Genomic DNA, 22,616 nt, shown 5'->3' with positions numbered 1-22,616 from the left:
CTTATGATCGGGGCCATTCTGATGCTCATTCAGTTGAGTGAGTTGACTTATTATCGGGTGTCCAGTGGATTTGAATTGTGGTTGTCGGCCGCATTGTTGGCTGCGGGTGGTGTTGGCTTGTGGCTGGGGCAAAGGAACGCATCGGCCCGAGAGGGCCAAAATTCGCTGCGCAAAGCGTCGGAAAAGGTAGATCAAGGTAAGATTGAGGAGCTAGGCATCACCACGCGGGAGCTGGAAGTGCTTCAACTTATTCAGGAGGGTTTATCGAATAAAGAAATTGCCGAACGACTATTTGTGTCGGAAACGACCGTGAAATCGCACGTGTCGAATCTGCTGGTGAAGCTCGATGCCAAGCGCCGCACTCAGGCCGTAGCCAACGCCCTGGAGTGGGCCGTGCTGGTCAAAAAATAACTCCTACTTTAGTAGGACTTCGGTGAAATCCAACTTTCGGAGGAGGTGTTGTTGGTGGGTGCATCGCAGTTTTGAAGCCTTGAACCCATAAAAACTTGTGTTATGAAAAAAGTAACTACTCGATTCGGCGTGTACAGCGGATTAGCCGCTACAATCTTCTTCCTCGGACCCATGGTGGTGAGTCCAGACAGCTTCTTGCAGCCTGAGAATATGGCCTCCGGAGAGGTTGTTGGTTACACAACTATGTTCTTGTGTATGTCCTTGGTTTTCTTTGGCGTTCGCGCTCATCGTAAAGAAGCTTCGGGAGGCTATTCCTTCGGAGATGGATTTAAAGCAGGCCTTTTGATTACCGTCGTTTCGACCGTGGTCTTCTACCTCGGAAATGTACTCGTATATGAAGTAATCAAGCCAGGCTTTTTGGAAGAATTCTTTGTGTTCTACCGAGAGTACATGGTTGAAAATGGATCTTCTGAAGCGGAAATTGCACAAATGGACAGCAGTGCCGTTATGATGACCAATGGATGGATCTACGCCGTCGTTATGGCCTCCACCACCTTCCTGATGGGACTCGTCATCTCCCTCATTTCTGGAATCACGTTAAGACGTTCTGCAACTGTATAAAACCCTTTCATGAACCCATTTGAAACAACGGTACAATTTCGCTGGAGTGACCTAGACCCCAACTTTCACGTACGCCACAGTGTGTACTACGATATCTGCGCTCAATTGCGCACAGTGGGCTTGGGCGCTGCCGGTTTTACCTTGGAATTCTTTGCCCAGAACAAAATCGGGCCGGTGCTCTTCCGAGAAGAGTGCACCTTCCGGCGCGAAATCCGCTTTGGAGATACCATCACCGTGGATCTTCAGGCACTGAAGCTCGCCAAAAATGGCGGGCGCTTCAGTTTTGTGCATCATTTCAAGCGCGGTGAAGACTTAGTCGCTACTCTGGTGGTCGACGGAGCCTTCATCGACACCGAAAAGCGAAAATTGACGACACCTCCTGAACATGCGCTTCCGATGATGGATCGCATTCCTAAGGCGGAAGGTTTCGAGTGGACCTAAAAACAACTCGACATGCCCTATTATTTTGACCTGCGGCGCGATTTCCGGAACGCCGTAGATCGGACCGAAGTGGCGCAAAATCTGCTGCGCCTGAAAACGCAATTGGAGTCGGAGATTCCAGACAAGGATCTGGAACAGCACTTGCTCCTTGCCACCTGGAACATCCGAGACTTCAACAAAAAGAGCCGGAAGGGCTTCGGAAAACGCACCAAAGATTCGCTCTACTACATCGCGGAGATCATTGCCCATTTCGATCTCGTGGCGGTGCAAGAAGTCAATCAGCTCGACGAGCTCAAAAAGGTCATGCGTATCCTCGGACCCGAGTGGGACTATATTGCCACGGACGTATCGGACATACGCGCCGGAGGTAATGGAGAGCGAATGACCTTTGTCTTTGACAAGCGCAAAGTCCGATTCAAGAATATTGCCGGGGAGATTGTACTCCCTCCGTCCAAGTTGATTTCCAAGACGGAGTTTAAAGTCGATGGAAAGAAAGTGGTGGGCGGAAAACAGTTCCGGCGGACGCCCTTCATTGTGAGCTTCCAGAGCGGCTGGTTCAAATTTGACATCTGCACGGTGCACATCTACTACGGCAGCAGCAGCGGGGCCAAGCTTCAAGAGCGCGTACAAGAGATCTCGGGGATCGCGCAGTATTTGAAAGAGAAGGCCTCGAAGGACCTCAAGCGCGACAACCGGTCCTTGATTCTACTCGGGGACTTCAACATCGTGAGTCCGGAACATCAGACCATGCATTCCCTATTGGATCACGGATTTGAGATTCCAGCTCAGCTACAGCGCCCCAGCAATATTGGTCAGGATCATTTCTACGATCAAATCGCCTTCATCACAGATCCTAGTACGCTGGAGTACATCGATCAAATCGATGAGGCAAACCCGAAGAACAACAACGCAGGGCTCTTCGATATTTTCGGATCGGTTTTTCGGTCTGAGGACGGTCCGCGCTACCTCTCCGAAATGAAGGCCAGTTCGAATGGAAAGAAGTGCGAAACCCAAACCGACCTACTCGACTATTACAAGACCTGGAGGACCTATCAAATGAGCGATCATCACTTGATGTGGGCCCGAATAAAAATTAACAATAGCCAGCGGTATTTGAGTAACTTGTAGTCGTGATAAGCAATTGGAAACCAACAGTGCGCCGCGGGGAACCGCACGATTTTCGTGCCATAGCCGAGGTGTTTCAATTGTCCATTGACGCTGGAGAAGACCACTACTCAGAAGAGCAACGTTCCGTCTGGAAGGAAAGCACGGACAACCGAGATCGCTGGCACCGCAAGATTCGCGATGATTACTTCTTGGTCGCAGAAGACGAAACAGGAAAACTCATCGGCTTTGGTTCTCTGTGCTGGGATGGGTATTTGGATGTTTTGTATGTACACCCTGAATACCAACGCCGGCGAGTGGCCAAATCCTTGTACAAAGGCTTGGAAAAAGAAGCGAAGAAGCGGAATTACGACCGGATCTTTTCAGATGCCAGCCATTGGGCCAAGCCTTTTTTTGAAGCCTTCGGTTTTATGGAGATTGCTGAAAATGAGGTAGAAAGAAAAGGCGTGAAATTGACTAATTTTAGAATGGAAAAACACCTCTGATTATGGACCTCTTCTCCCTCATATTTACCATTCTTGGCGTGCTCTTCATTGTGAGCTCGATCTTTGTGGTCAAACAACAAACCTCAGCTGTCGTTGAGCGCTTCGGTCGCTTTCAGAGCGTTCGTAGAGCCGGTCTTCAGTTTCGCATTCCCATCGTCGATCGCGTTTCCGGCAGGTTGAGCTTGAAAATTCAGCAGCTCGACGTCCTCGTGGAGACCAAGACCAAGGACGATGTCTTTGTTCGAATGAAGGTTTCCGTCCAATACCAGATACGTCCTACACAGGTCTACGATGCCTTCTATCAATTGAGTGATCCCGTGGATCAGATTACCTCCTACGTCTTTGACACCGTTCGGGCCGAGGTGCCAAAGATGAAACTCGACGACGTTTTCGAGCGCAAAGATGACGTGGCCATCGCCATCAAACGAGAGCTGGAGCAGGCCATGGAAACCTATGGGTTCAGCATCGTCAAAGCCCTAGTGACGGATATCGATCCAGATCAAGAGGTGAAAAACGCCATGAACCGAATCAACGCCGCAGAGCGCGAGAAGGTAGCAGCGGAATTTGAAGCGGAAGCGGACCGAATCAAGATTGTGGCGAAGGCCAAAGCGGAAGCTGAAAGCAAACGCCTTCAGGGTCAAGGGATCGCTGATCAGCGACGAGAAATCGCGAAAGGACTGGAAGACTCCGTTGTGGTCCTGAATCAAGCGGGCATCAATTCTCAAGAAGCATCCGCCTTAATTGTCATCACCCAACACTATGACACGCTTCAAAGCGTTGGTGAAAATGCAAACAGCAACCTGGTGATGATGCCGAACTCGCCGAACGCAGCCAGCGATATGCTTCAAAGCATGGTGGCCAGCCTTGCGGCTACGAAGGACTTTCCAACACCTCCGACCAAGAAATAAAAACCTAGAATGAAAAAAGGATTACTTCTGCTTGCCCTCTTGGGCGGGCTATTTGTGAATGCTCAGACGATCATTAACCTGCAAGATCATCCCAACGCCGAACTGATCGACTCGTTGGACGCTGCTTTTCCGCCAGCTTTAGGTCCGGATTCGATTTCACCCGTTATGGGCGATCGCCTTGAAGAGTTCCAAGGAGAGTGGATTGACTTTCTAACGGATTTCAGCACGTACTTAAATGATCGCGACTATCGCTGGGGGAAACCGACGCGCGCCTTTGTCCGTTTGTACAGCAACCCAGAGGGAGAAGTTCAATTCATCCTATACAAGTTTTTCGCTGGTTCTATGGAAGAAAGCAACTACTATCGATTCCCGGAGTTGCTCGAAGGCTTCTTGAAGGAAAACAGCATTCCTCTAGCCGAACCCGCCATGCTGCCCTTCTCGCAATGCGGACCGGTCACCTTTGTCGACGCTCCCTAAAACATCAGCCACACCCCAATAAAATGGGAAATGGCACCCCCCAAGACAAAGACATGCCAGATGGCGTGATTGAAGGGTATTTTCTCTACTAAGTAGAACACCACTCCTATGGTGTAGCAGGCTCCTCCTATAATGATCCACAGGACTTGTTCATCGGGAATGGCCTGTCGAAAAGAGGCTGGAGCTAAGACGATCAACCAGCCCATGGCCACGTACACCGCCGTTGAAATCAGGCGAAAGCGACCGGTAAAAAAGATCTTAAATACCGTTCCGAAAGCGGTCAATCCCCACAATACTCCGAGCATCCAGGTCTGGACTTCCGGTTTGGCGTAGTGAATGAGTAGAGGCGTATAGGTCCCGGCGATCAGGAAGTAAATACTGATGTGATCCCAGATCTTCATCAGGCGTTTGCGCGCCGGCTCGTGGTGATAGTGATAGAGCGAAGAAAAACCAAAGACCATCAAAAAGCCGATCCCGTAAACCACCGCTCCAACGGGGTCCAAAGGCCGAGCATCGCCGCTCAAAATGTGCTGTACTAATAAGGGAAAAGCAACCAGGCCAAAAATAAAGCCTGCCAAATGCGTTAAGGTGTTGGCGCGTTCATGCGCTCCGGTATATTCTTGGCTCATGCCCTTCGTTTACTGGGCAAAAATAAGGGAATCACCGCAGCTCACGGCAACCAAATGACGTGCTCGCCCTCCGGGATCTAAGAGTGATTTGTGATCCACATAGGTGAGACGGACCTCTTTCCCGACCAAATAAGCGCGCAACGCCTCAGGGTCTAAACCTTGCTCCACGCCGCGGTTAATGTAGTAATTGACCCCATCCATGTCCTTCAGGAGAAAGAAAATATCAAAGCTCTCCGTTGCTCGGATACCCCGTACTTCCGCCGTCACGGTAATCGTGTTGTCTTCGGTTGGCTGAGGAACGGGCCGAAGTCCTCCTACAGCCATTCCAATAGCTCCGAGGGCCAAGCCCCCAACGATCCACATCGTTTTCATACGCTCGGTTTTCAGAATTCGTTATACCAACGTCATTCCCTACAGCTTACGTACATTCAAGACGTGAAAAGGCACATCTATATCGGGCTTCTCTTTTTAATGGCTTTGGCCCTACGGGCCGAAGGGCAATCCGTGCACACCCAAACCGAACTCATTGCTCCTGAAGATTCCAACCAAATCACCGCCGTCCTGCAGCTTTCCAATGGCGACATTCTTCAAGCGGGCATTCAAATTCGAAGATTGCCGGCAGGAGTTCCCGTTTCCATCGCGAATGCCGAGACTGGTGACCCCAGTATTGTGCACTATCGGCCCGGAGTCGGGGAAGTTCAACGAACGGAATGGGATCAAAGCATCGCCACCATTCACGACCTGGTCGAAGCCCCCAATCGAGGGCTTTTCGTCTTTGGGAGTTTCCAAGGACACTTCGCTCCCAGCGGTGAGGCCTTGGAGCTCGGTCAATCTCAAGAACGTAGTTTCACGTTAAGACTGGACTCCTCCGGACAGGTACTTTGGACCCAAACCTACGGAGACACCTTATTCGACTTTCGCACTGGCGCCGTTTCGGGAACCTTTGTGAACGACACCCTCTATGAAGTAGGCGTTTTCAACTCGCTCTACAGCTACGTACTCAAACGCGACCCCAATACCGGAGCGGTCTGGTCACAAATTGTTTTACCGGCGCGGACCTGCGCGGACATCGAAGTCAACGACCAAGGCCATATGGCCATTACGGGAAACACCGTCAATGGAGTCTTCCCTGGACTGAGCTTGACCCTGCCGTCCACGGCGAATTTCTACCACTACATCGTGGTGCTCGACGCCGAGTACAATGGGCTATGGGGAAAGCTCTCGCCCTATGTCAGTGTGGACGTCGAAGATCGCCTCCATCGCAGCGGCGATCACTTGGTCCATCAGTTTCTTGAATTTACCTTCAACCCGACCGCTTCAGAGGTTATGTACCTCCAGAAATACACCTGGGCCGGTGCCCTTCTTCGGACCGATAGTCTCCCCTATTCTTCGGCCTCCTTCCTGTTCAACGCCAACCACGTTCTGGTGCGCGGCAACGACTACTACACCTTCGTGTACGATCCCTACGCTACGGTAGAAGTCCATCACTTCAATGGTCAGGATTGGGACTACGAAGGCTTCTTTCAGGGGTCCTTCTTCCTGCCCTTATTCCTCCTTCCGGACGGCCCTGAAGACCTGTGGATCGCGGGAAGCGTGCACATGCAATACCTCTACGTCAACAACGACACCATCATTCTCAACCCCAACTACCCCGGAGGCCCCTTTCCGTCGCGACGCTATTGGATTCACTGGGATCGCACCTCGGGAATTGGAATGCCCGAACGCGAATCCCTGGAGCTTGAGGTCTGGCCCAATCCAACATCAGATCGCGTTCACGTCGAGGGGATGGAGGGTGCTTATACCTACCGCATCTTGAATTTAGCAGGTCAAACCCTGGTTTCCGGAAACGGCCAAGGCCCACTCGATCTTCGCCTGGACAATTTTGCTTCAGGCCGATACGTTCTTCTCGTCTCCACGGCAAAGGGAAGCGGCGCTTATCCCTTGATCAAGCTAGAACCTTGAAAAAGCACTAAATTTGCACCGCTGAACAAGAAGGGCCTAAAGCCGTTTGTTGTCCAGAGGAAACAGAACACATGCACCTAAGACTTCCATTCACCCTGGCCTTATCGGTCCTTACTTTGGCTTTGTGGGCCCAGCGCGCTCCAGCCGCCGGAATATCCGGACTGGTCGTTGACCCGGACGGTCAAGCCATTCCCTACGCCTCAGTTCTCCTTTTACAGCCTACAGATTCCGCCATTGTTGAGGGCACCGCCACGGACATTGACGGAGGATTTATTTTGAATCCGCCCGTAGGGCAATACCTGCTTCAAATCAGCTTTCTGAGCTTCGAAGACTTTACCCGCTCGGTCGACTACACGGGAAAATCCATCAAGCTGGGCCGTTTGGAAATGAGTCCATCGAGCCTTGCCCTGGGCGAAGTCGAGGTCGTCGAACGCCGCAGCGAAATGGAATTGAAGCTGGACAAGCGCGTGATGAACGTCGGCGAAGACCTCAAGTCCGCGGGATTGAACGCCAGTGAAATTCTCGAATACGTTCCCAGCGTCACCGTTGACGTGGAGGGAAATGTCAGTCTACGCGGTTCTGAAAATGTCCGGATCTTGATCAACGGACGGCCTTCTGGACTACTGGGCACCAATATTGCGGATGCCTTGCGTCAATTGCCAGGAGACCTCATCGAGAGCGTTGAAGTCATCACCAATCCCAGTGCTCGGTACGATGCCGAGGGCGAAGCGGGTATCATCAATATCGTTCTGAAAAAAGAGCGCCGAGGAGGACTCAACGGGTCTGTTCAAGCCGTGGCGGGTTATCCGGATGACTACAGAGTCACCCTAAACGCCAACTACCGAACAGAGAAGATGAACATCTTCGGGAGCTCTTCGGTCCGATACGTCAATAGTCCAGGAGGCGGCTCCGGAACCCAGATCATCAACAACGAGGACACCTCCTACACCTTCCGGAACACGCGCGATCAATTACGCGGAGGCTGGAGCCAAACCTACCGCCTGGGTGCGGATTTCTTTTTGAACGATCAGAACACCCTTACCGTCAGCGGTCTATACGATACCGAGGACGGAAAGAACCTCGTCGACATCCGCTACTTCGATGAAACCAATGAAGGCATTTCACTAGGTGAGACCCTACGGGCCGATGAAGAGATCGAACTCGAGGACACCTATGAAGTCAACCTGAACTACCTCCGCACCTTTGACGAGAAGGACCGGAAGTGGACTGTGGATTTCCAGTACATCAAGGACAACGACCTCGAAAACAGCAACCTTCTTCAAACCAGCACCTATCCGGAGAGCGACAGTCTATATCAGCGATCCTCCAATACCGAAAACGAGGTCAATTTCCTCTTCCAGAGTGACTACATTGATCCATTGGGGAATGATCTAGTCCTGGAGCTCGGGACTCGAAACACCCTCCGCTACATCGACAATGACTTCTTGGTCGAAACCCGCGATGGGTCCGATGGCGATTGGGAGCCGATTGACGAATTCAACAATTACTTCCAATACCGCGAGGCCATTTACGCTGGGTACACCATCCTGAGTCAAGACCTTGGTCGCTGGTCCTGGCAAGGAGGCTTGCGTGCGGAATACACCGATCTCGAAACCGAATTGGTCGAAACCGGAGAAACCAACCCAAGAGATTACCTCAACTGGTTTCCGAGTGCTTTCCTCGGATATGAAGTGACCGAAAATCAGACGGCTCAATTGAGTTATTCACGCCGCTTGAGCCGTCCCGGATTCCGGCAACTACTGCCCTTCACCGGTTACAACGACAATCGAAACTTCTGGGCCGGAAACCCGGATTTGGACCCTGAATACACCAACTCTTTTGAAGGAAGCTACCTGGTGTACTTCGACAAGGGTAGCATCCTGACCTCCGCCTATTATCGTCATCGAACCGGTATTATTTCGCGCATCACCGTCATCGACTCCATTGGAAACACGGTACGCACACCCGTCAACCTTGCCGTCCAAGACGCCTATGGTTTTGAATTCACCGCCAACGCCGACATCAGTCAAAACTGGCGACTGAATGGAAACCTCAACGTATTCCATCAGGTCACTGTGGGCGACTACGAAGGACAAGATTTCGGTGCCACCAACACTTCTTGGACTACCCGAGTCAGTTCTCAGTGGAACTTCACCAAGGACCTCAAAGGACAGGTCAGTTGGTTCTATCGCGGCCCCCAGCAAAACGCCCAGGGCCGTGTCGAGGGAATCTCCTCCGTCGATGCCAGCGTCGGCATGGACCTCTTTGGTGGAAAAGGAAGCCTCACCCTCAACGTCCGCGACCTCTTCAACTCACGAAAACGCCGCTGGACCATAGACGAACCCGGCTACCTTAGCGAAAGTGAATTTCAGTGGCGCCAACGTCAATGGTTGCTTACCTTTAGCTATCGCCTCAAACAAGAGCGCAACCGCAGCGGACGCCAAGGCGGCGGACCCTCAGGTGGTGGAGGCGGTGGTTTTGGTGAATAAATGAGCGAAACTTTGGAGGCCCTACGGGCCGATTTAAAACATCCCAGCAAGGCGGGCATGCAGCCCTTGATTGATCGATTTGTCCGAGATCCGGCTTTTCGAGACACCGTCGTGGAGCTTTCCATCAGTCAAGATCACCCTTATTCCTGGCGCGCAGCCTGGGTCATGAAATGGGCCATCAGAGCCGATCGTTCCTGCTGGGACAAGCACGTAGACCAAATTATTCGTGCACTACCCGAGATTACTACTCACCAACAACTCGGTGCCTTTCTGCGGGAACTAGCCCCCTTGGAGTTGACTGAAGAACAGCGGGACCGACTCCTGAGCAAGGCTATTGATGAGCTGGAAACGCAAAGGGAGACGGAATACACCAAGGCCTACGCCGTGGAAGTTTTGGATCGGTCCGTTCGCGACTACCCCGAATTGGCCCGAGAATTTACCTTCATTGTGGAGCGCGCGCTCGAGACTTTGGAGAAGGCCTACGCCCGAAATAAGGCCATCAAGGCCTTAAAGCGTTGGTCCAAGTACGCTCAGTAAATCTCGATCGAGGCGACTTCAAGTCGATACGGACCGCTTTGCTTGTCAAAGAGAATGAAGCCCATGCGCTTGATGGCTTTCAAATCGTCCCGTGAGGGACTCTGATCCATTTGTCTTCCCACCTGCGAAATGCGCAAATCCTTCACAGGAATGTCAATAGTTTGCCATTTCTCCTTGGTTTTGATGTCATAAACGTACGTGGGGAGGTACCACTGCTTGGTCGGTTCCAACATCAGAGTATGCTTCCGGCCATCGCCTTTCAATTTGATGCGGATGCCCTTGGCCTCACTCAAATCATAGGTTCCCCATGGGCTTCTTATGGAGGCAAAGCCGCCATTGTTCTCGAGGGAAATCTGACCTTCGAGGACCATGGACTTCTCGGTAAAACTCGCGGTTCCCGTAGAACGACCGCCCATTACACCATCGAGGACTACGACCCAATTATTCACGTCCTTTTTTCCGAAATTGAACTGCATTTCGGTGGTCGGCGCTGCGGCGAGGAGCACCAAAGTGAGTAGCATACTTTTCATATCATCTGAATTTGCTTGCATAACACGCTCCACTCCAGCTTGTTTGCTCGTTAACATCCATTAACAGCATGGCCCAGACGAAAATCTACCGTTCCAAAGTCAATATCCCACTTGCCTTAGTGGTTTTTGTGCCTATCATAGCGGGCTTGATCTTGACCCTTTCGGAAAGAACCTGGGGTGCTGCGGCCATTATGGGCTTGACTCTCGTCTTCCTTTCTGCGATGTACCTCACCACGTTCTACGCCATCACCGCAGAACAGGATTTGGTCGTCCGAGGAGGGCCCTTTATATCGCGCCGAATTCCCATTGCCAACATCAACCGGTTGCAGAAAACCCGGACCATACTAGCCGGACCAGCGCTTTCGATGGATCGGCTTTACGTGCAATTTGACCAGGGTGATGCGGTGGTCATCTCACCGGTCCGGAAAAGTGAATTCATCGACGCACTGCTCAAAATCAATCCGAACATAGAAATTAACGCCTGATGGTCATACTCTACATTGCCACAACCCTCGATGGGTTCATCGCCGACTCCGAAGGGAGTGTAAACTGGATTCCACCAGCTCCGGAAGGAGAGGATTTCGGGTACGCCGATTTCTACGCCAGCTGCTCCCACACGGTACAAGGCGGAGCTACATATCGCCAAGTACTCACCTTTGGCGACTGGCCTTATCCAAGCACCCAGAATCTGGTTTATTCCCGAAGCGCCACCCCGGCCAACGACACCATTGAGGTCATCTCCACCGACCTCGAAGGCCACATTCGCGCCCTAAAGGCCAAGGCGGAAGGGCATATTTGGTGCATTGGTGGAGGCTCCATCAATGGCCAACTCTTGGCCGCAGGGCTCATCGACGAAGTCTGGCAATTCGTGCTTCCCGTCAACCTCGGCTCCGGCATCCCGCTTTTCGGAAATGTAGCGATTGACCCGAAGGCGGTTGAGGTCTTGGAACGAAGCCCACTCGCCGGAGGAGGCACCTTTATCAAATACAGACCCTAAGGCCTGATTTTGGTCATAGGCCGTCATTTCAAAACCTACGTACTTGGCTACACAATCCAGAACTATGTTTACTGCCGAAGAGCTGGCCCAGCTCAAAACCCGCAAAGGGTTCGAAGCACTGGCCAACGATAAGAATTTAGACCTGCGAAAGTTTCAGCGAAACCTCCGCTATGAAGAAGAGCTCTCCCGACTTCAAGCGCAATTGGTAGAGCTTCAGCGCTACATCGCCAAAAAGAATATGCGCGTTGCGATCCTCTTCGAGGGGCGCGATGCCGCTGGGAAAGGAGGAGCCATTAAGCGTTTCAAGGAGCACTTGAATCCGCGCTCCATGCGCGTCGTCGCGCTGACCAAACCCACTGAAGCTGAGATGGGCTCGTGGTACTTCCGACGCTACATTAAAGTACTACCTGAACCGGGCGAGATTGTCTTTTTTGACCGGAGTTGGTACAACCGTGCGGTTGTTGAACCCATCATGGGATTCTGTACCAAGGAACAGTACGAACTCTTCATGAGACAGGTTCCTGAATTTGAGCATATGCTTTATGAAGATGGTGTTCACGTCATTAAATTCTGGTTCTCTATTTCCAAGGAAGAGCAGAAAAAACGCTTTGACAGCCGTTTGAAGAATCCGCTCAAGGTGTGGAAATTCAGCCCGGTGGATCAGAAGGGGCAGGAGCTCTGGGATGAATACACCTACTATAAGGAGCAGATGTTTTCGCGTACCCATAGTGCCTTTAGCCCTTGGACCATTGTGAAGGCCAACAACAAGCGCAATGCACGATTGGAGAGCATCCGTCACGTACTCAGCCAATTCGAATATCCCGGAAAGGAGAAGGCCAATACGACCATATTCCCCGATCCGAACATCGTCCAACGCTATTATCGCCAACTCGAACAAATCGACATTTGATATGAAAGCTTCCGATCTCAGTCCAGAAGATGTCGCCATCTTGAATACCCGTGTTGGGATTACCAAGCTCATGGAGCACAAGAAGACCGATCTCGAACGCGTATTGCGCTACACGCGCTATGAATTGCGGTTAAGGCAACTCCAAGAAGAGTTGATCAAGCTGCAAAACTGGGTCATTGAAGAGGGGAAAAAAGTGGTCATCTTGTTTGAAGGGCGAGATGCTGCGGGAAAAGGAGGGGCCATCCGACGAATCACCGCACACATTAATCCTCGTCAATTTAGGATCGTCGCCCTGAGAAAACCAACAGACGAAGAAGCCGGTCAATGGTACTTTCAACGCTACGTAAATCAGCTGCCCAAAGAAGGTGAAATTGTCTTCTTCGACCGGAGCTGGTACAACCGCGCCATCGTTGAACCAGTCAACGGTTTTTGCACGCCTGGCCAGTACGAGATCTTCATGAGTCAAGTCAATGAATTCGAACGGATGATTCAAGAGTCGGGTATCCACCTCATCAAGTTCTACTTCTCGATTTCCAAGGAGAAACAAGCCGAGCGCTTTAAAGAGATTAGCCAAAGTCCATTGAAGAAGTGGAAAATGAGTCCAGTGGATGAGCGGGCCCAAGAACTATGGGATGAATACACCAAGTACAAGGAAGCCATGTTTGCCAAGACCAATATCCCAACGGCTCCTTGGATCATCGTTCAAGCGGATAAGAAAACTGATGCTCGATTAACCTCTACGGAACACATCCTCAAGACTATACCCTACCCAGACAAAGGGGAAGTTGTTTATAAGGACGTACCTTTGGTGTAATGCGCTATACCTTCTTTCACGTACTCAGCCGATTGAGCAAAGCCCTACTTCCGATGTTGTGGAAGACAACGGAGCTAGATCAACTGAGCAAAAGTCAGATGGCCATCATCGGCTTCAAGCGATGGGTCACCTTCAATTACCTTGACGAAAAAAAGAAACGCGAGGCATGATTTGTACACCCTACCGTTTTATTTTTTGAGATTTCATGGGAAAGCTTAGCTTTAAGCTACATGGAATCAATGGATAAGGACCAAATTGTCGAAGCCAACCTTCGCGAGTACGAAGCTTTCGTGGCACTCATCAATGAGTTGAGTCCTTCCGAATTTGAATCCGCACCGGAAGGTAAGTGGACCCCTGGACAGCAAATGGAGCACCTAGCCAAATCGGTAAAGCCTCTGGCCTTGGCCCTTCACCTTCCCGAGCCCGTTCTCAAATGGAAGTTTGGTGTAGCCAATCGCCCTAGCCGAACCTACGAGGGGCTTGTTGCTCGGTATTTGGAGAAGATCCAGCCCGGTTACGTTCCACAAAAACAATATCAACCCCGCAGCGTTCCCTTCTCGGACAAAGAAAAATGGACCCGTCGACTCCTGAGAAGTGTTCGCGTGATCAACCGACTCATTGCAAAAATGAGTGAAGAACAGCTCGATCGAATCATCGCTCCGCACCCGGCCATTGGAAAGCTCACGCTCCGGGAAATGATGTATTTCACCATCTACCATGCGGAACATCATCGCAAACTCATACTCCGGGATCGTGAAATACTGAACGCATGAATTGGAACGACGTCATTCGATATGCCAATCACGGCTCACCAGAAGCCCCTCGTCGCGTTGAAAAAACGGATGAAGAATGGCGGGCTCAATTGACCCCGGAACAGTTCCGAATCACGCGAAAAAAAGGTACCGAGCGTGCCTTTTCAGGTGAGTACTGTGAAATCCATGAAGCCGGAAAGTACAACTGCGTTTGCTGCGATGAACCCCTTTTCGATTCCACCGAAAAATTCTCTTCGAGTTCCGGTTGGCCCAGCTTTACGGAACCCGTAGAACAGCATGCTATTGCCTACGAAAAAGACGTCTCTTTTGGAATGGTCCGCGTCGAGGTCCTGTGCAACATCTGTGATGCCCACCTCGGCCACGTTTTTCCAGACGGTCCACCCCCCTCTGGGTTGCGCTTTTGCATCAATTCCGAAAGCTTGAAACTCGCTAAAACCTCCTAACAACAACTACACTCTATGAACCCAATATCCACCTAATTCTGCCGAAATTGAATCCCGATTTTGAAGCAATCGTTCGACAATCATCGGACTTACTTTGCACACACGAGCCCGATGGCACCTATGTTTTTCTTTCGGATGCGATTTTACCTGTCACTGGCTATACTGCCGAGGAGCTGATTGGTAAAAACCCCTACAATTTTATCCATCCTGAAGATGCCCTTCGCGTAGAGGAAGATTCTCACGCCCAAGTCCTCGACAGCGAAGTTCCCCCACCTATTGAAATCCGCTTTCGATGCAAGGATGATAGTTACGTCTGGCTAGAGGTGCACTCGCGCCCCGTACTTTCTAAAGATGGCGAGGTTACCGGTATTGTCACCACATCGCGAGTCATCAATGATTTGATCCAAGCGCGTACGGGCCTTGAAGTTGCCTTAGAAAAGTTAGAATCTGCGAGCGATATGGCTGCGGTTGGATATTGGGAGCTCGATTTGGTTGAACAACAAACCCATTGGTCTGACCAGACCTATCGAATTCATGAATTAGATCCTCTGGAGACTAAAGACTTGAGTCAAGCGCTTTCATATTATCCGGAAGAGGCCCGACAAACCCTAACTGACAAGCTTAAAGAAGCTACCGAAAACCAATCGTCCTTCGATGTCGAACTTCCTTTTGTCAGTGAAAAAGGCCAAAAGAAATGGGTCCGTGCATATGGTAAATACCAGCATTCCGTGGGACAAAACCCAAAGATGATCGGTGTATTTCAAGACATCACCAAAAAATATATCGAGCAGGAATACCTCGTTCAGATGTCCGAAACGCTGAAGCGTCAAAACAAGCAATTCGAGAATCTCCATCAAATCGTCGGTCATAATTTGAGGGGCACCATTGGCAATGTCCCCATGCTCATTGATATGATGCGTCAAACCGACTTGAATAAAGAGCAAGAGGAGGTCATTGAAATGATGGAACAAGTGCTCGAAGCGGCCAAGCGCAACTTGGACGACCTTGTCGATGTCATCAAGGTTCGAGCGGGCCTATCTGAAAACGTCGAGGAAGTCGTGTTCCAAGACGCCTTTCATAAGGTCCAAGAAATGTTGGTACAGAAAATCAATGAGGCCAAACCGACCATCGTCATGAATTTCGAAGACGCGGCCTCCATAGAATATCCGCGCGTTTACCTCGAAAACTACCTCTACAATTTCCTCTCTAATGCGCTGAAGTACCGTTCTCCTGATCGCCCACTTCACGTCAGCATCACCACGGGAATTGAAGGGGGCCGTACCTGGATGTCCTTTAAGGACAATGGGAGAGGGTTCAGCGAGCGCGAAGTCAAAGATGTCGTTTTCGCCCTTGATCGCCGCATGCACGAGGACGCAGCTGATGGCAAAGGCCTTGGAATGTTCATGGTCAAGAATCAAATCGAGAGCCTGGGAGGTGAAATTGAAGCCAAAGGCGTGCCTGGCGAAAGCGCTGAATTCATCATCCGATTCTAAGAATGCCTCTCGAGGATTTCGCTACCTTTAATCGCGAAACCTCGGACCATGCAGTACATCGCTTTTCTACGCGGCATAAACGTCGGTGGGCAGAAGAAAATCAAAATGCCCCTCCTGCGTCAGCAGTTGGCGGAAAGCGGTTTTCCCGAAGTTCAAACGTACATTCAGAGCGGAAATTTGGCCCTACGGGCCGATGCCGAACCTCGCGAACTTGAACGTGCCTTATCCGAGGCCATTCTACAACACAATGGATGGGAAGTTCCGGTGGTCGTTCGGACTGTTGAGCAGTTAAGGTCCATCCTCGCAGACATCCCTTTTAGAGGGAAAAAATACCTTTTAGAGCAACTGTACTTTACGCTGCTTCAGCAGTGCCCTACACCCGAAACAAGCGCTTTACTGACCGAATTAGATTACCCAAATGAAGAATTGGCCCTAGCCGGTCAAACCGTATATCTCTATTTGGGCAATGGAGCCGGAAAAGCCAAGCTCAGCAACAACTTAATCGAACGCAAACTTCAAGTGTCGGCGACCACTCGAAACTTGAATACGCTTCAGAAAATGATTGCGCTGTGCGAGGCTTCCGAATAATTGTCAAAAGACTTTTCCTGGCATTTGCGCTTCTGCTCACCACAATCGGTTCTGCACAGACGTACTTCCCACCCATCAACAATAATCAACCCTGGGATACGGTCAATGCTGGATATAATGCTCAGGCCGTTCAGGAGCTGAATACCTTTCTAGACACAACGGGCACCAAGGCTTTTATCATTCTAGAGAATGGAAAAATCGCCCATGAGGTGTATTTCGATTCGTTTACCCAAGACAGTTTGTGGTACTGGGCTTCAGCCGGAAAAACCATGACCGCCTTTCTCATAGGATTGGCGGAGGCCGACGGACATCTCGCCGTATTGCAAAATTCTAAGGCCTATTTAGGGTCTGGGTGGTCCTCGTGTGGGTCAACTTTTGAGGACTCCACGACAGTTCGAAAACACCTCACCATGACCACCGGGCTGGACTACAGTGGAAACACGGATTGTACGGACCCTTCTTGTCTCACGTGCTCATCAACTTCCGAGCCTTGGTACTACCACAATGCAGCCTATACCCTGCTCTACCATATGTTGGATTCTGTGACTCCCTTTGGAATCACGAACTACATATTGGGGAAATTGACCTTTACAACAGGCATTACCGGCTCCTATATTCCCTTAGGAGACAATCGAGTATTCATTTCCAATGCGCGATCCATGGCGCGTTTTGGTCTATTGGTCCTGGCACATGGAGACTGGGCGGGAAATACCATCATGAATTCTGGTCCTGGATCCTACTTTGATCAGATGGTCAACACCTCTCAATCGGCCAATGAAAGCTATGGCTACTTGTGGTGGTTGAACGGTAAATCATCTTATCGCCTTCCCCAAAGCACCTTGGTTTTTCCAGGACCATTGATTCCCAATGCACCGAGTGACCTGATCGCCGGTCTGGGTAAGAACGATCAAAAACTCTACGTAGTTCCCAGCCAGAATCGAGTCGTGGTACGCTTGGGCAACGATGGTGGGCAAGGTCTCTTTGCTGCCAGTGGCTACGACAATCAACTTTGGGCTCTGATCAACGCCTTGGATGGATCCACCAGTTTGGAGGAATGGAACTCAGATGAGCCGCCCTACCCCAATCCGAGTAGTGGAAGTCTGGTCATTCCATCGGCCCGTGAGGGCCAAAGCTATCAGCTTCTGAATATTTATGGCCAAGTGGTAGAGCAAGATCGCGTGATGGCTGAAGGTCGAGTGCAATTGAATGCTGGTCCTGGACTATATTTGTTGCAGATAGATCACGGTAGAACCTTCAAAATCATTCTCGAATAAGTGAAGCGCCTTCGGATTGCGTTGCTTTCGACCATGCTCGTGCTCGGCCTATTGGTCGCAGTGGTGGTCATTGCTGTGAACGCTCGTCGCAACGGTATTGTCAAGACTATAGTCCAGGAGGTCAATGGCGAAATTAAGGGGCGTGTTCAATTTGACGACGTCCACATTTCAGGACTGCAGAACTTCCCAGAAATTGAATTGCGAGTTGCGGACATCGTGCTGCACCAAACTTCGGAGCTGGGAGCTCGTGATACCGTAGCCTATGTGGAATACATGTACATCAATCTCCCGGTGTCCTCCTTGTGGCGAAAGAAGTTCACTATTGAAGATGTCTATTTCACAGGCGGGAAGATGGTTCTCGTTGATGAGTGGGGTGGGAAATTGAGTATTGAAAAAGCCCTGGCTCTCAACAAACCTTTTACAGAACGGACGAGCGAGGATCGAGGCAAAAATCCCCTGCTGCTTTCCATTGACTCTGTTCACGCTCGGGATTTTCAATTCATCTATCGGGCTGATCGATTCAAAGATGAATTGAAGCTGCGCATCGCATCCTTGGATGCTGAATTCAAGCAACACGGTGATTCGACCATTGCCTCAGCCCGTGTGGTGACCCATCTGGAAGAGCAGTTTGACCGCGAAGACGATGAGGAGGATCGCGAGCGCATCGAAGGTCGAATTCGAGTCAATGCGGACGTGGTGGTGACGAAGAACGACCTACTCATTACGGAAATTGATCTCAAAGCCTCCGAACTACTCTATCATTCGGACAGTATCGATCTGAAGATTGACAGCATTGGTCTTGCTGGGCCTGAACTCTCCTATGGACTTCGTACCGGGCCCTTCTTCGACCGTCTTTCGCTGGACGCCTTACTTACGATCAATGGACTGGATATGGCTCCTTATGTTTTGGAACAAACGGAATTCGTCCTAGAGGTAGATAAGGGGGAATATCGGTTTAATCCAGGGAGCCAGCCGATCTTCGGGAAACCAGGTGTTGGAGGGTTGCGAATCCGCCCGTTCTCTCCCATCCCAGAGTATGCGGTTGATCTGCGAATCCATCAGTTCGAAATGAAGGACTTGATGGATAATGCTTTTGACTCCATCCCCTTTTTCGGTAAAGCCAATATGGAAATCGACCTCAAGACAAAAGGGCTAAACAAGGATTTGATGTCCAACCTACAGGGACGTGTCGTTTTCGAAGGAGACTCGCTTATTCTGGCCAATGTGGACATCGACAAATTCGTCCGCAAGTTCAAGCGTAGTCAGAACTTCAACCTCGTCGATGTAGGTGCTGTACTCGTTGCTGGCCCCATTGGTTTAGCAGCATCCAAAGGCGGGGCCTATGCCAATCTGGCCTTGTTCTCGAAAGGCGATACCACCCATATTCGACGCCTGCTCAGTCATATAGAGGTGGACTCGGGAAGGTTTGAATTTACGGATGTAGCGATGTCTACCTTGGAAACTCGGATTTCAGGCGTGGGTTATGTGGATGCTGCGCAAGACACCCTTGAAGTCGAAGTGGATGTCATCAATCGAGCGGGTTGTAGTCTCGTCGGTCAAGAAGTTTATGGAACTCTGAACGCGACCGAACGGAGTAAGGTAAAAATCGTTCGGACCCTTCTCGGTCCCGTCGAAAACTTCCTCGAAGATGTGGGCATGATAGAGTGCAAACCGGTCTACACGGGCTCAGTCTTGCCTCCTCCAACCAAAATGGAGTTGCGGCGCAAGAACAGAAAGGAGCGAAAGAGGGAAAAAGAGTAGGCCACTAGGCATATCTCGGATCTTCAATGTAGGGCAGCTTCTCCAGATCGTCACAGTCGATCGCGTAGCACCCAAACTCTTCAATAACCTTTCCCCGGATACGGTAAATGCCGCGTCCGCGGAAGGGTTTTTTTTCCGCCTGCGGCGGGAAGTGTACCGAATCCACAAACAAGCCATCCTGGTCAATCCACGTCCCGAAGTGCATGCGTTTTCCGCTCTTGGTCTTGGTGTCTTTGATGGTCACCAAATAGCCATATACCTCAACGTGCTGACCCAAGGCTTCCTTCAAATGCACCGCACCCAGCTTGTTTTTTACAGGCTCTTCCAACAGCTCATAAGGAGCCACGAGCGGAAAGCCGATGATTTCCATCTCATCAAAAGCGTCTTCGCGATCTCGTCCGTTAAGCGGTGGCAAGTCGTACTTCTTTTGCCGAATCTCGAACAGCTCCTGCTTGCGCGGCTTGGACTTGCCTTTGCTCAGATGCATATGCGCTTCCCAGAGCAGTTCCTTCTTGGTCTTCCCTGTAAAACGAAAGGCCCCCACCCGAACCAGCAAGCGCAACTGCTCCAAGGAAATGGAAATACGCTTCAAAAAATCTTCCAAATCACGATAGGCACCTCCCATAGATCGTTCAGCCAGCAGCTGACGAATCACGCGCTGCTCTAAGGACTTCATGTGTTGAAAGCCCAAGAAAAGGCTGCGGTCATAAATGGTGGTGGCGTGCTGGCTTCGATTCACGCAAGGCGCACAAATCTCTGCGCCGCCCATCCGCGCCTCGTGGACATAAAACTCCGTCCGGTAAAAACCACCGAAATTGTTGATGACTCCCACCATGAATTCCAGCGGATAATGGGCCTTCAGAAATAGACTTTGATAACTCTCTACAGCATAACTGGCGGAATGTCCTTTGGCAAAGGCATAGCCGGCAAAACTCTCCGTCTGCCGCCAGACTTCCGACGTGAGCTCATCGCTGTATCCCTTTTCTCGGCAATTGCTGAAGAACTTGTCCCTCGCCCTAGAGAACTCTTCTCGGGACCGATACTTTCCAGACATTCCTCGCCGTAGCACGTCTGCTTCTCCCAGGGTCAGGCCAGCAAAATAATGCGCCACCTTGATCACATCCTCTTGGTAAACCATCACACCGTAGGTGTCGGGCATGATCTCCTGCATAATGGGGTGCGCCTCCTTTCGCTTTTCCGGATAGCGATGGCGCAAGATGTATTCCCGCATCATTCCACTTTGACTCACTCCGGGCCGAATAATGGAACTCGCCGCTACCAGGCCACTGTAGTCGTCCGTGCCCAGCTTGTGCAGCAGCTGGCGCATGGCCGGAGACTCTACATAGAAACAACCCATAGTACGTCCCACGCGAAGGAGCTCTTTGATGGCCGGGTCCTTTTTGAAGGCTGGGATATCGTGAATGTCGAGCGTTACCCCTCGGTTGCGCTCTACTTCATCTAAGGTATCGCGAATGTGGCCCAGACCGCGTTGACTGAGGATGTCAAACTTGTACAATCCCACGTCCTCCGCAATCACCATGTCAAAGTGCGTCGTCTCAAAGCCTTTGGGCGGCACGTAGGTGGTGGTGTAGTAGTGCATGGGGCGTTCAGAAATCAAAATGCCTCCAGCATGTACACTCAGGTGACTGGGAAATCCTTGAATGTATTGGCTGTATCGCAGCACCAGCTGCTCAATCTCATCGAGCCGTCCGCGGTACTTGACCTTCTGCTGCAGGCTGTCGATTTCGTGCTTGGGAAGGCCGAAAACCTTACCGAGCTCCCGCAAGACCGACTTGAACTGAAAGGTGATGTAGGTGGCGAGGAGGGTGGTCCTTTCCTTTCCGTACTTATTGAAAAGGTAGTGGGTGACATCGTCCCGGTCGGTCCAACTGAAGTCCAAGTCGAAGTCCGGTGGATTCTCGCGGTATAAATTGATGAAGCGCTCAAAGTACAGGTTGAGTTCAATGGGGTCCACGTCGGTGATCCCCAAGCAATAGGCCACCACGCTGTTGGCTCCACTACCCCGACCCACGTGAAAATAGCCCTTGCTTTTGGCGTAGTGGATCAGGTCCCAACTGATCAAAAAGTAGGACGTATAATCCTTCTGCTGAATAATGTCCAGTTCCATCTGAATGCGATCGAAGAGGTCATCATCTGGATTCTTGTAGCGATACTTAACCCCTTCATAGGTGAGTTTTCGGAGTTTGGCAAAATCCTCTTCCGCCGTTTTGGCCAATCGCTTGAGGTTGTTGTTGATTCCGAAGGAGAAAGAAATACTGCAGCGCTCCAACAGGCCTTCCGCCTTCTCCAGCAGATACTCATGCCCTTTGTATGCTGCTCGCAACTGTTGTTTGTCGAGGAAGCGATCATCGGGATGGCCCTCCTCTGCCTTGGGCAACTTGCTCAAGAGCGTGTTCTTGTCAATGGCGCGCAAAAGACGATGAGCATTGTAATCCCGCTTATTTCGGAAAGTAGCCGTGTGCAGGGCAACAAGCTTGTCTCGGCGCTTGGCGAAAGGTGAAAAAGGCAACTTGGTGAGCTCGCGGGCATGGACCCCGACATACTCGTTGGGCCTCAGCCTTCGAGGGGCCTTAGCCAGTGGATAGATAATGGATACGTGTTCAAAAGCGGGTGCCCGATCGGGGAGCTCGAGCTCCGTTTCATGTACAAGGTATGGAGAGAGAAAACGATTGAGTTCAAACCAGCCATCGTTGTCGTGTGCCAAGGCCACAAAGAGCTGGTCTGACCCTCGTCGAACATCAATACCCAAAACTGGGCGAACTCCGTAACGGTGGGCAATCCGAACAAAATTGAGTGCTGCCGAAGTATTGTTGATGTCTGTCAAAGCCAAGGTCCTGTAACCGTGGATCTGAGCCTGCTCCAAGAGCTCTTGCTCACTCATGGTGCCGTACTTAAGGCTGTAATAGCTGTGGTTATTGAGCAGCATG

General features: G+C 50.9%; 25 protein-coding genes. 21 read left to right on the top strand and 4 right to left on the bottom strand.

What is annotated here, in order from left to right; translation table 11 throughout:
• Window positions 1-3 precede the first annotated feature (3 nt).
• The 7 genes from HZ996_04140 (at window position 4) to HZ996_04110 (ending at window position 4,468) form a co-directional block, all read left to right on the top strand.
• Window positions 4-411, top strand: coding sequence for a response regulator transcription factor (locus HZ996_04140; GenBank protein QTN39998.1), 408 nt, complete (start codon window positions 4-6; stop codon window positions 409-411).
• Window positions 412-513: 102 nt separating this feature from the next.
• Complete coding sequence (locus tag HZ996_04135; GenBank protein ID QTN38365.1) at window positions 514-1,032, top strand: DUF4199 domain-containing protein; 519 nt, start codon at window positions 514-516, stop codon at window positions 1,030-1,032.
• 9 nt (window positions 1,033-1,041) lie between these two features.
• Window positions 1,042-1,473, top strand: a complete 432-nt coding sequence (locus HZ996_04130) for a thioesterase family protein (GenBank protein ID QTN38364.1) — start codon at window positions 1,042-1,044, stop codon at window positions 1,471-1,473.
• A 12-nt stretch (window positions 1,474-1,485) separates the two neighbouring features.
• A complete protein-coding gene (locus HZ996_04125; GenBank protein QTN38363.1) occupies window positions 1,486-2,601 on the top strand; it encodes an endonuclease/exonuclease/phosphatase family protein in 1,116 nt (371 codons plus the stop codon).
• Between the two features lie 2 nt (window positions 2,602-2,603).
• Window positions 2,604-3,083 carry a GNAT family N-acetyltransferase gene (locus HZ996_04120; protein QTN38362.1) on the top strand — a complete coding sequence of 160 codons (480 nt, stop codon included), beginning with the start codon at window positions 2,604-2,606 and terminating at the stop codon, window positions 3,081-3,083.
• Window positions 3,084-3,085: 2 nt separating this feature from the next.
• Window positions 3,086-3,991, top strand: a complete 906-nt coding sequence (locus HZ996_04115; GenBank protein ID QTN38361.1) for an SPFH domain-containing protein — start codon at window positions 3,086-3,088, stop codon at window positions 3,989-3,991.
• 9 nt (window positions 3,992-4,000) lie between these two features.
• Window positions 4,001-4,468, top strand: coding sequence for a hypothetical protein (locus HZ996_04110; protein ID QTN38360.1), 468 nt, complete (start codon window positions 4,001-4,003; stop codon window positions 4,466-4,468).
• Here the strand turns inward: HZ996_04110 and HZ996_04105 are convergent.
• Both HZ996_04105 and HZ996_04100 read right to left on the bottom strand, forming a co-directional pair.
• Entirely contained in the window at window positions 4,465-5,097 is a 633-nt protein-coding gene (locus tag HZ996_04105; protein QTN38359.1) for a hemolysin III family protein, read from the bottom strand. The genes HZ996_04110 and HZ996_04105 overlap by 4 nt on opposite strands.
• 9 nt (window positions 5,098-5,106) lie before the next feature.
• The gene (locus HZ996_04100) at window positions 5,107-5,469 is read right to left on the bottom strand and encodes a hypothetical protein (GenBank protein QTN38358.1); all 363 of its coding nucleotides are present in this window, start codon (window positions 5,467-5,469) and stop codon (window positions 5,107-5,109) included.
• A gap of 63 nt (window positions 5,470-5,532) precedes the next feature.
• Between HZ996_04100 and HZ996_04095 the strand changes: the two genes are divergently transcribed.
• The 3 genes from HZ996_04095 (at window position 5,533) to HZ996_04085 (ending at window position 10,085) form a co-directional block, all read left to right on the top strand.
• Complete coding sequence (locus tag HZ996_04095) at window positions 5,533-7,059, top strand: T9SS type A sorting domain-containing protein (GenBank protein QTN38357.1); 1,527 nt, start codon at window positions 5,533-5,535, stop codon at window positions 7,057-7,059.
• Window positions 7,060-7,130: 71 nt separating this feature from the next.
• Window positions 7,131-9,548, top strand: a complete 2,418-nt coding sequence (locus HZ996_04090) for a TonB-dependent receptor (GenBank protein QTN38356.1) — start codon at window positions 7,131-7,133, stop codon at window positions 9,546-9,548.
• Window positions 9,549-10,085, top strand: coding sequence for a hypothetical protein (locus tag HZ996_04085; protein ID QTN38355.1), 537 nt, complete (start codon window positions 9,549-9,551; stop codon window positions 10,083-10,085). It begins immediately after the preceding gene.
• Here the strand turns inward: HZ996_04085 and HZ996_04080 are convergent.
• Entirely contained in the window at window positions 10,079-10,615 is a 537-nt protein-coding gene (locus tag HZ996_04080; GenBank protein QTN38354.1) for a CIA30 family protein, read from the bottom strand. The genes HZ996_04085 and HZ996_04080 overlap by 7 nt on opposite strands.
• A 68-nt stretch (window positions 10,616-10,683) precedes the next feature.
• Here HZ996_04080 and HZ996_04075 point away from each other — a divergent pair, with 68 nt between their 5' ends.
• The 11 genes from HZ996_04075 to HZ996_04025 all read left to right on the top strand — a co-directional run bounded on the left by HZ996_04075 (window position 10,684) and on the right by HZ996_04025 (window position 19,668).
• Window positions 10,684-11,100: a PH domain-containing protein gene (locus HZ996_04075; protein ID QTN38353.1), complete on the top strand. Its 417-nt coding sequence runs from the start codon at window positions 10,684-10,686 to the stop codon at window positions 11,098-11,100.
• On the top strand, window positions 11,100-11,612 hold the full coding sequence (locus HZ996_04070) for a dihydrofolate reductase (protein ID QTN38352.1): 513 nt from the start codon (window positions 11,100-11,102) through the stop codon (window positions 11,610-11,612). Before HZ996_04075 ends, HZ996_04070 begins: the two co-directional genes overlap by 1 nt.
• A gap of 64 nt (window positions 11,613-11,676) precedes the next feature.
• A complete protein-coding gene (gene ppk2 / locus HZ996_04065) occupies window positions 11,677-12,522 on the top strand; it encodes a polyphosphate kinase 2 (GenBank protein ID QTN38351.1) in 846 nt (281 codons plus the stop codon).
• Window position 12,523: 1 nt separating this feature from the next.
• Complete coding sequence (ppk2, locus tag HZ996_04060; GenBank protein ID QTN38350.1) at window positions 12,524-13,336, top strand: polyphosphate kinase 2; 813 nt, start codon at window positions 12,524-12,526, stop codon at window positions 13,334-13,336.
• Complete coding sequence (locus tag HZ996_04055; GenBank protein ID QTN38349.1) at window positions 13,336-13,506, top strand: SsrA-binding protein; 171 nt, start codon at window positions 13,336-13,338, stop codon at window positions 13,504-13,506. Before ppk2 (HZ996_04060) ends, HZ996_04055 begins: the two co-directional genes overlap by 1 nt.
• Before the next feature lie 60 nt (window positions 13,507-13,566).
• A complete protein-coding gene (locus tag HZ996_04050; protein ID QTN38348.1) occupies window positions 13,567-14,109 on the top strand; it encodes a DinB family protein in 543 nt (180 codons plus the stop codon).
• A complete protein-coding gene (msrB, locus tag HZ996_04045) occupies window positions 14,106-14,552 on the top strand; it encodes a peptide-methionine (R)-S-oxide reductase MsrB (GenBank protein ID QTN38347.1) in 447 nt (148 codons plus the stop codon). The genes HZ996_04050 and msrB overlap by 4 nt, the downstream gene beginning before the upstream one ends.
• Before the next feature lie 47 nt (window positions 14,553-14,599).
• Entirely contained in the window at window positions 14,600-16,045 is a 1,446-nt protein-coding gene (locus HZ996_04040; GenBank protein QTN38346.1) for a PAS domain-containing protein, read from the top strand.
• Between the two features lie 48 nt (window positions 16,046-16,093).
• Window positions 16,094-16,633: a DUF1697 domain-containing protein gene (locus HZ996_04035; GenBank protein QTN38345.1), complete on the top strand. Its 540-nt coding sequence runs from the start codon at window positions 16,094-16,096 to the stop codon at window positions 16,631-16,633.
• Window positions 16,615-17,907 (top strand): serine hydrolase, encoded by a 1,293-nt coding sequence (locus HZ996_04030; GenBank protein ID QTN38344.1) that lies wholly within the window; start codon window positions 16,615-16,617, stop codon window positions 17,905-17,907. Before HZ996_04035 ends, HZ996_04030 begins: the two co-directional genes overlap by 19 nt.
• On the top strand, window positions 17,908-19,668 hold the full coding sequence (locus HZ996_04025) for a hypothetical protein (GenBank protein QTN38343.1): 1,761 nt from the start codon (window positions 17,908-17,910) through the stop codon (window positions 19,666-19,668).
• Between the two features lie 4 nt (window positions 19,669-19,672).
• On the opposite strand, the gene HZ996_04020 is transcribed toward HZ996_04025, so the two are convergent.
• On the bottom strand, window positions 19,673-22,615 hold the full coding sequence (locus HZ996_04020; protein ID QTN38342.1) for a DNA polymerase III subunit alpha: 2,943 nt from the start codon (window positions 22,613-22,615) through the stop codon (window positions 19,673-19,675).
• Window position 22,616: the final 1 nt, after the last annotated feature.

This window comes from Cryomorphaceae bacterium, from assembly GCA_017798125.1.
Taxonomy (GTDB): Bacteria; Bacteroidota; Bacteroidia; order Flavobacteriales; family ECT2AJA-044; genus ECT2AJA-044.
This window is presented reverse-complemented; position numbering and strand designations above follow the sequence as displayed.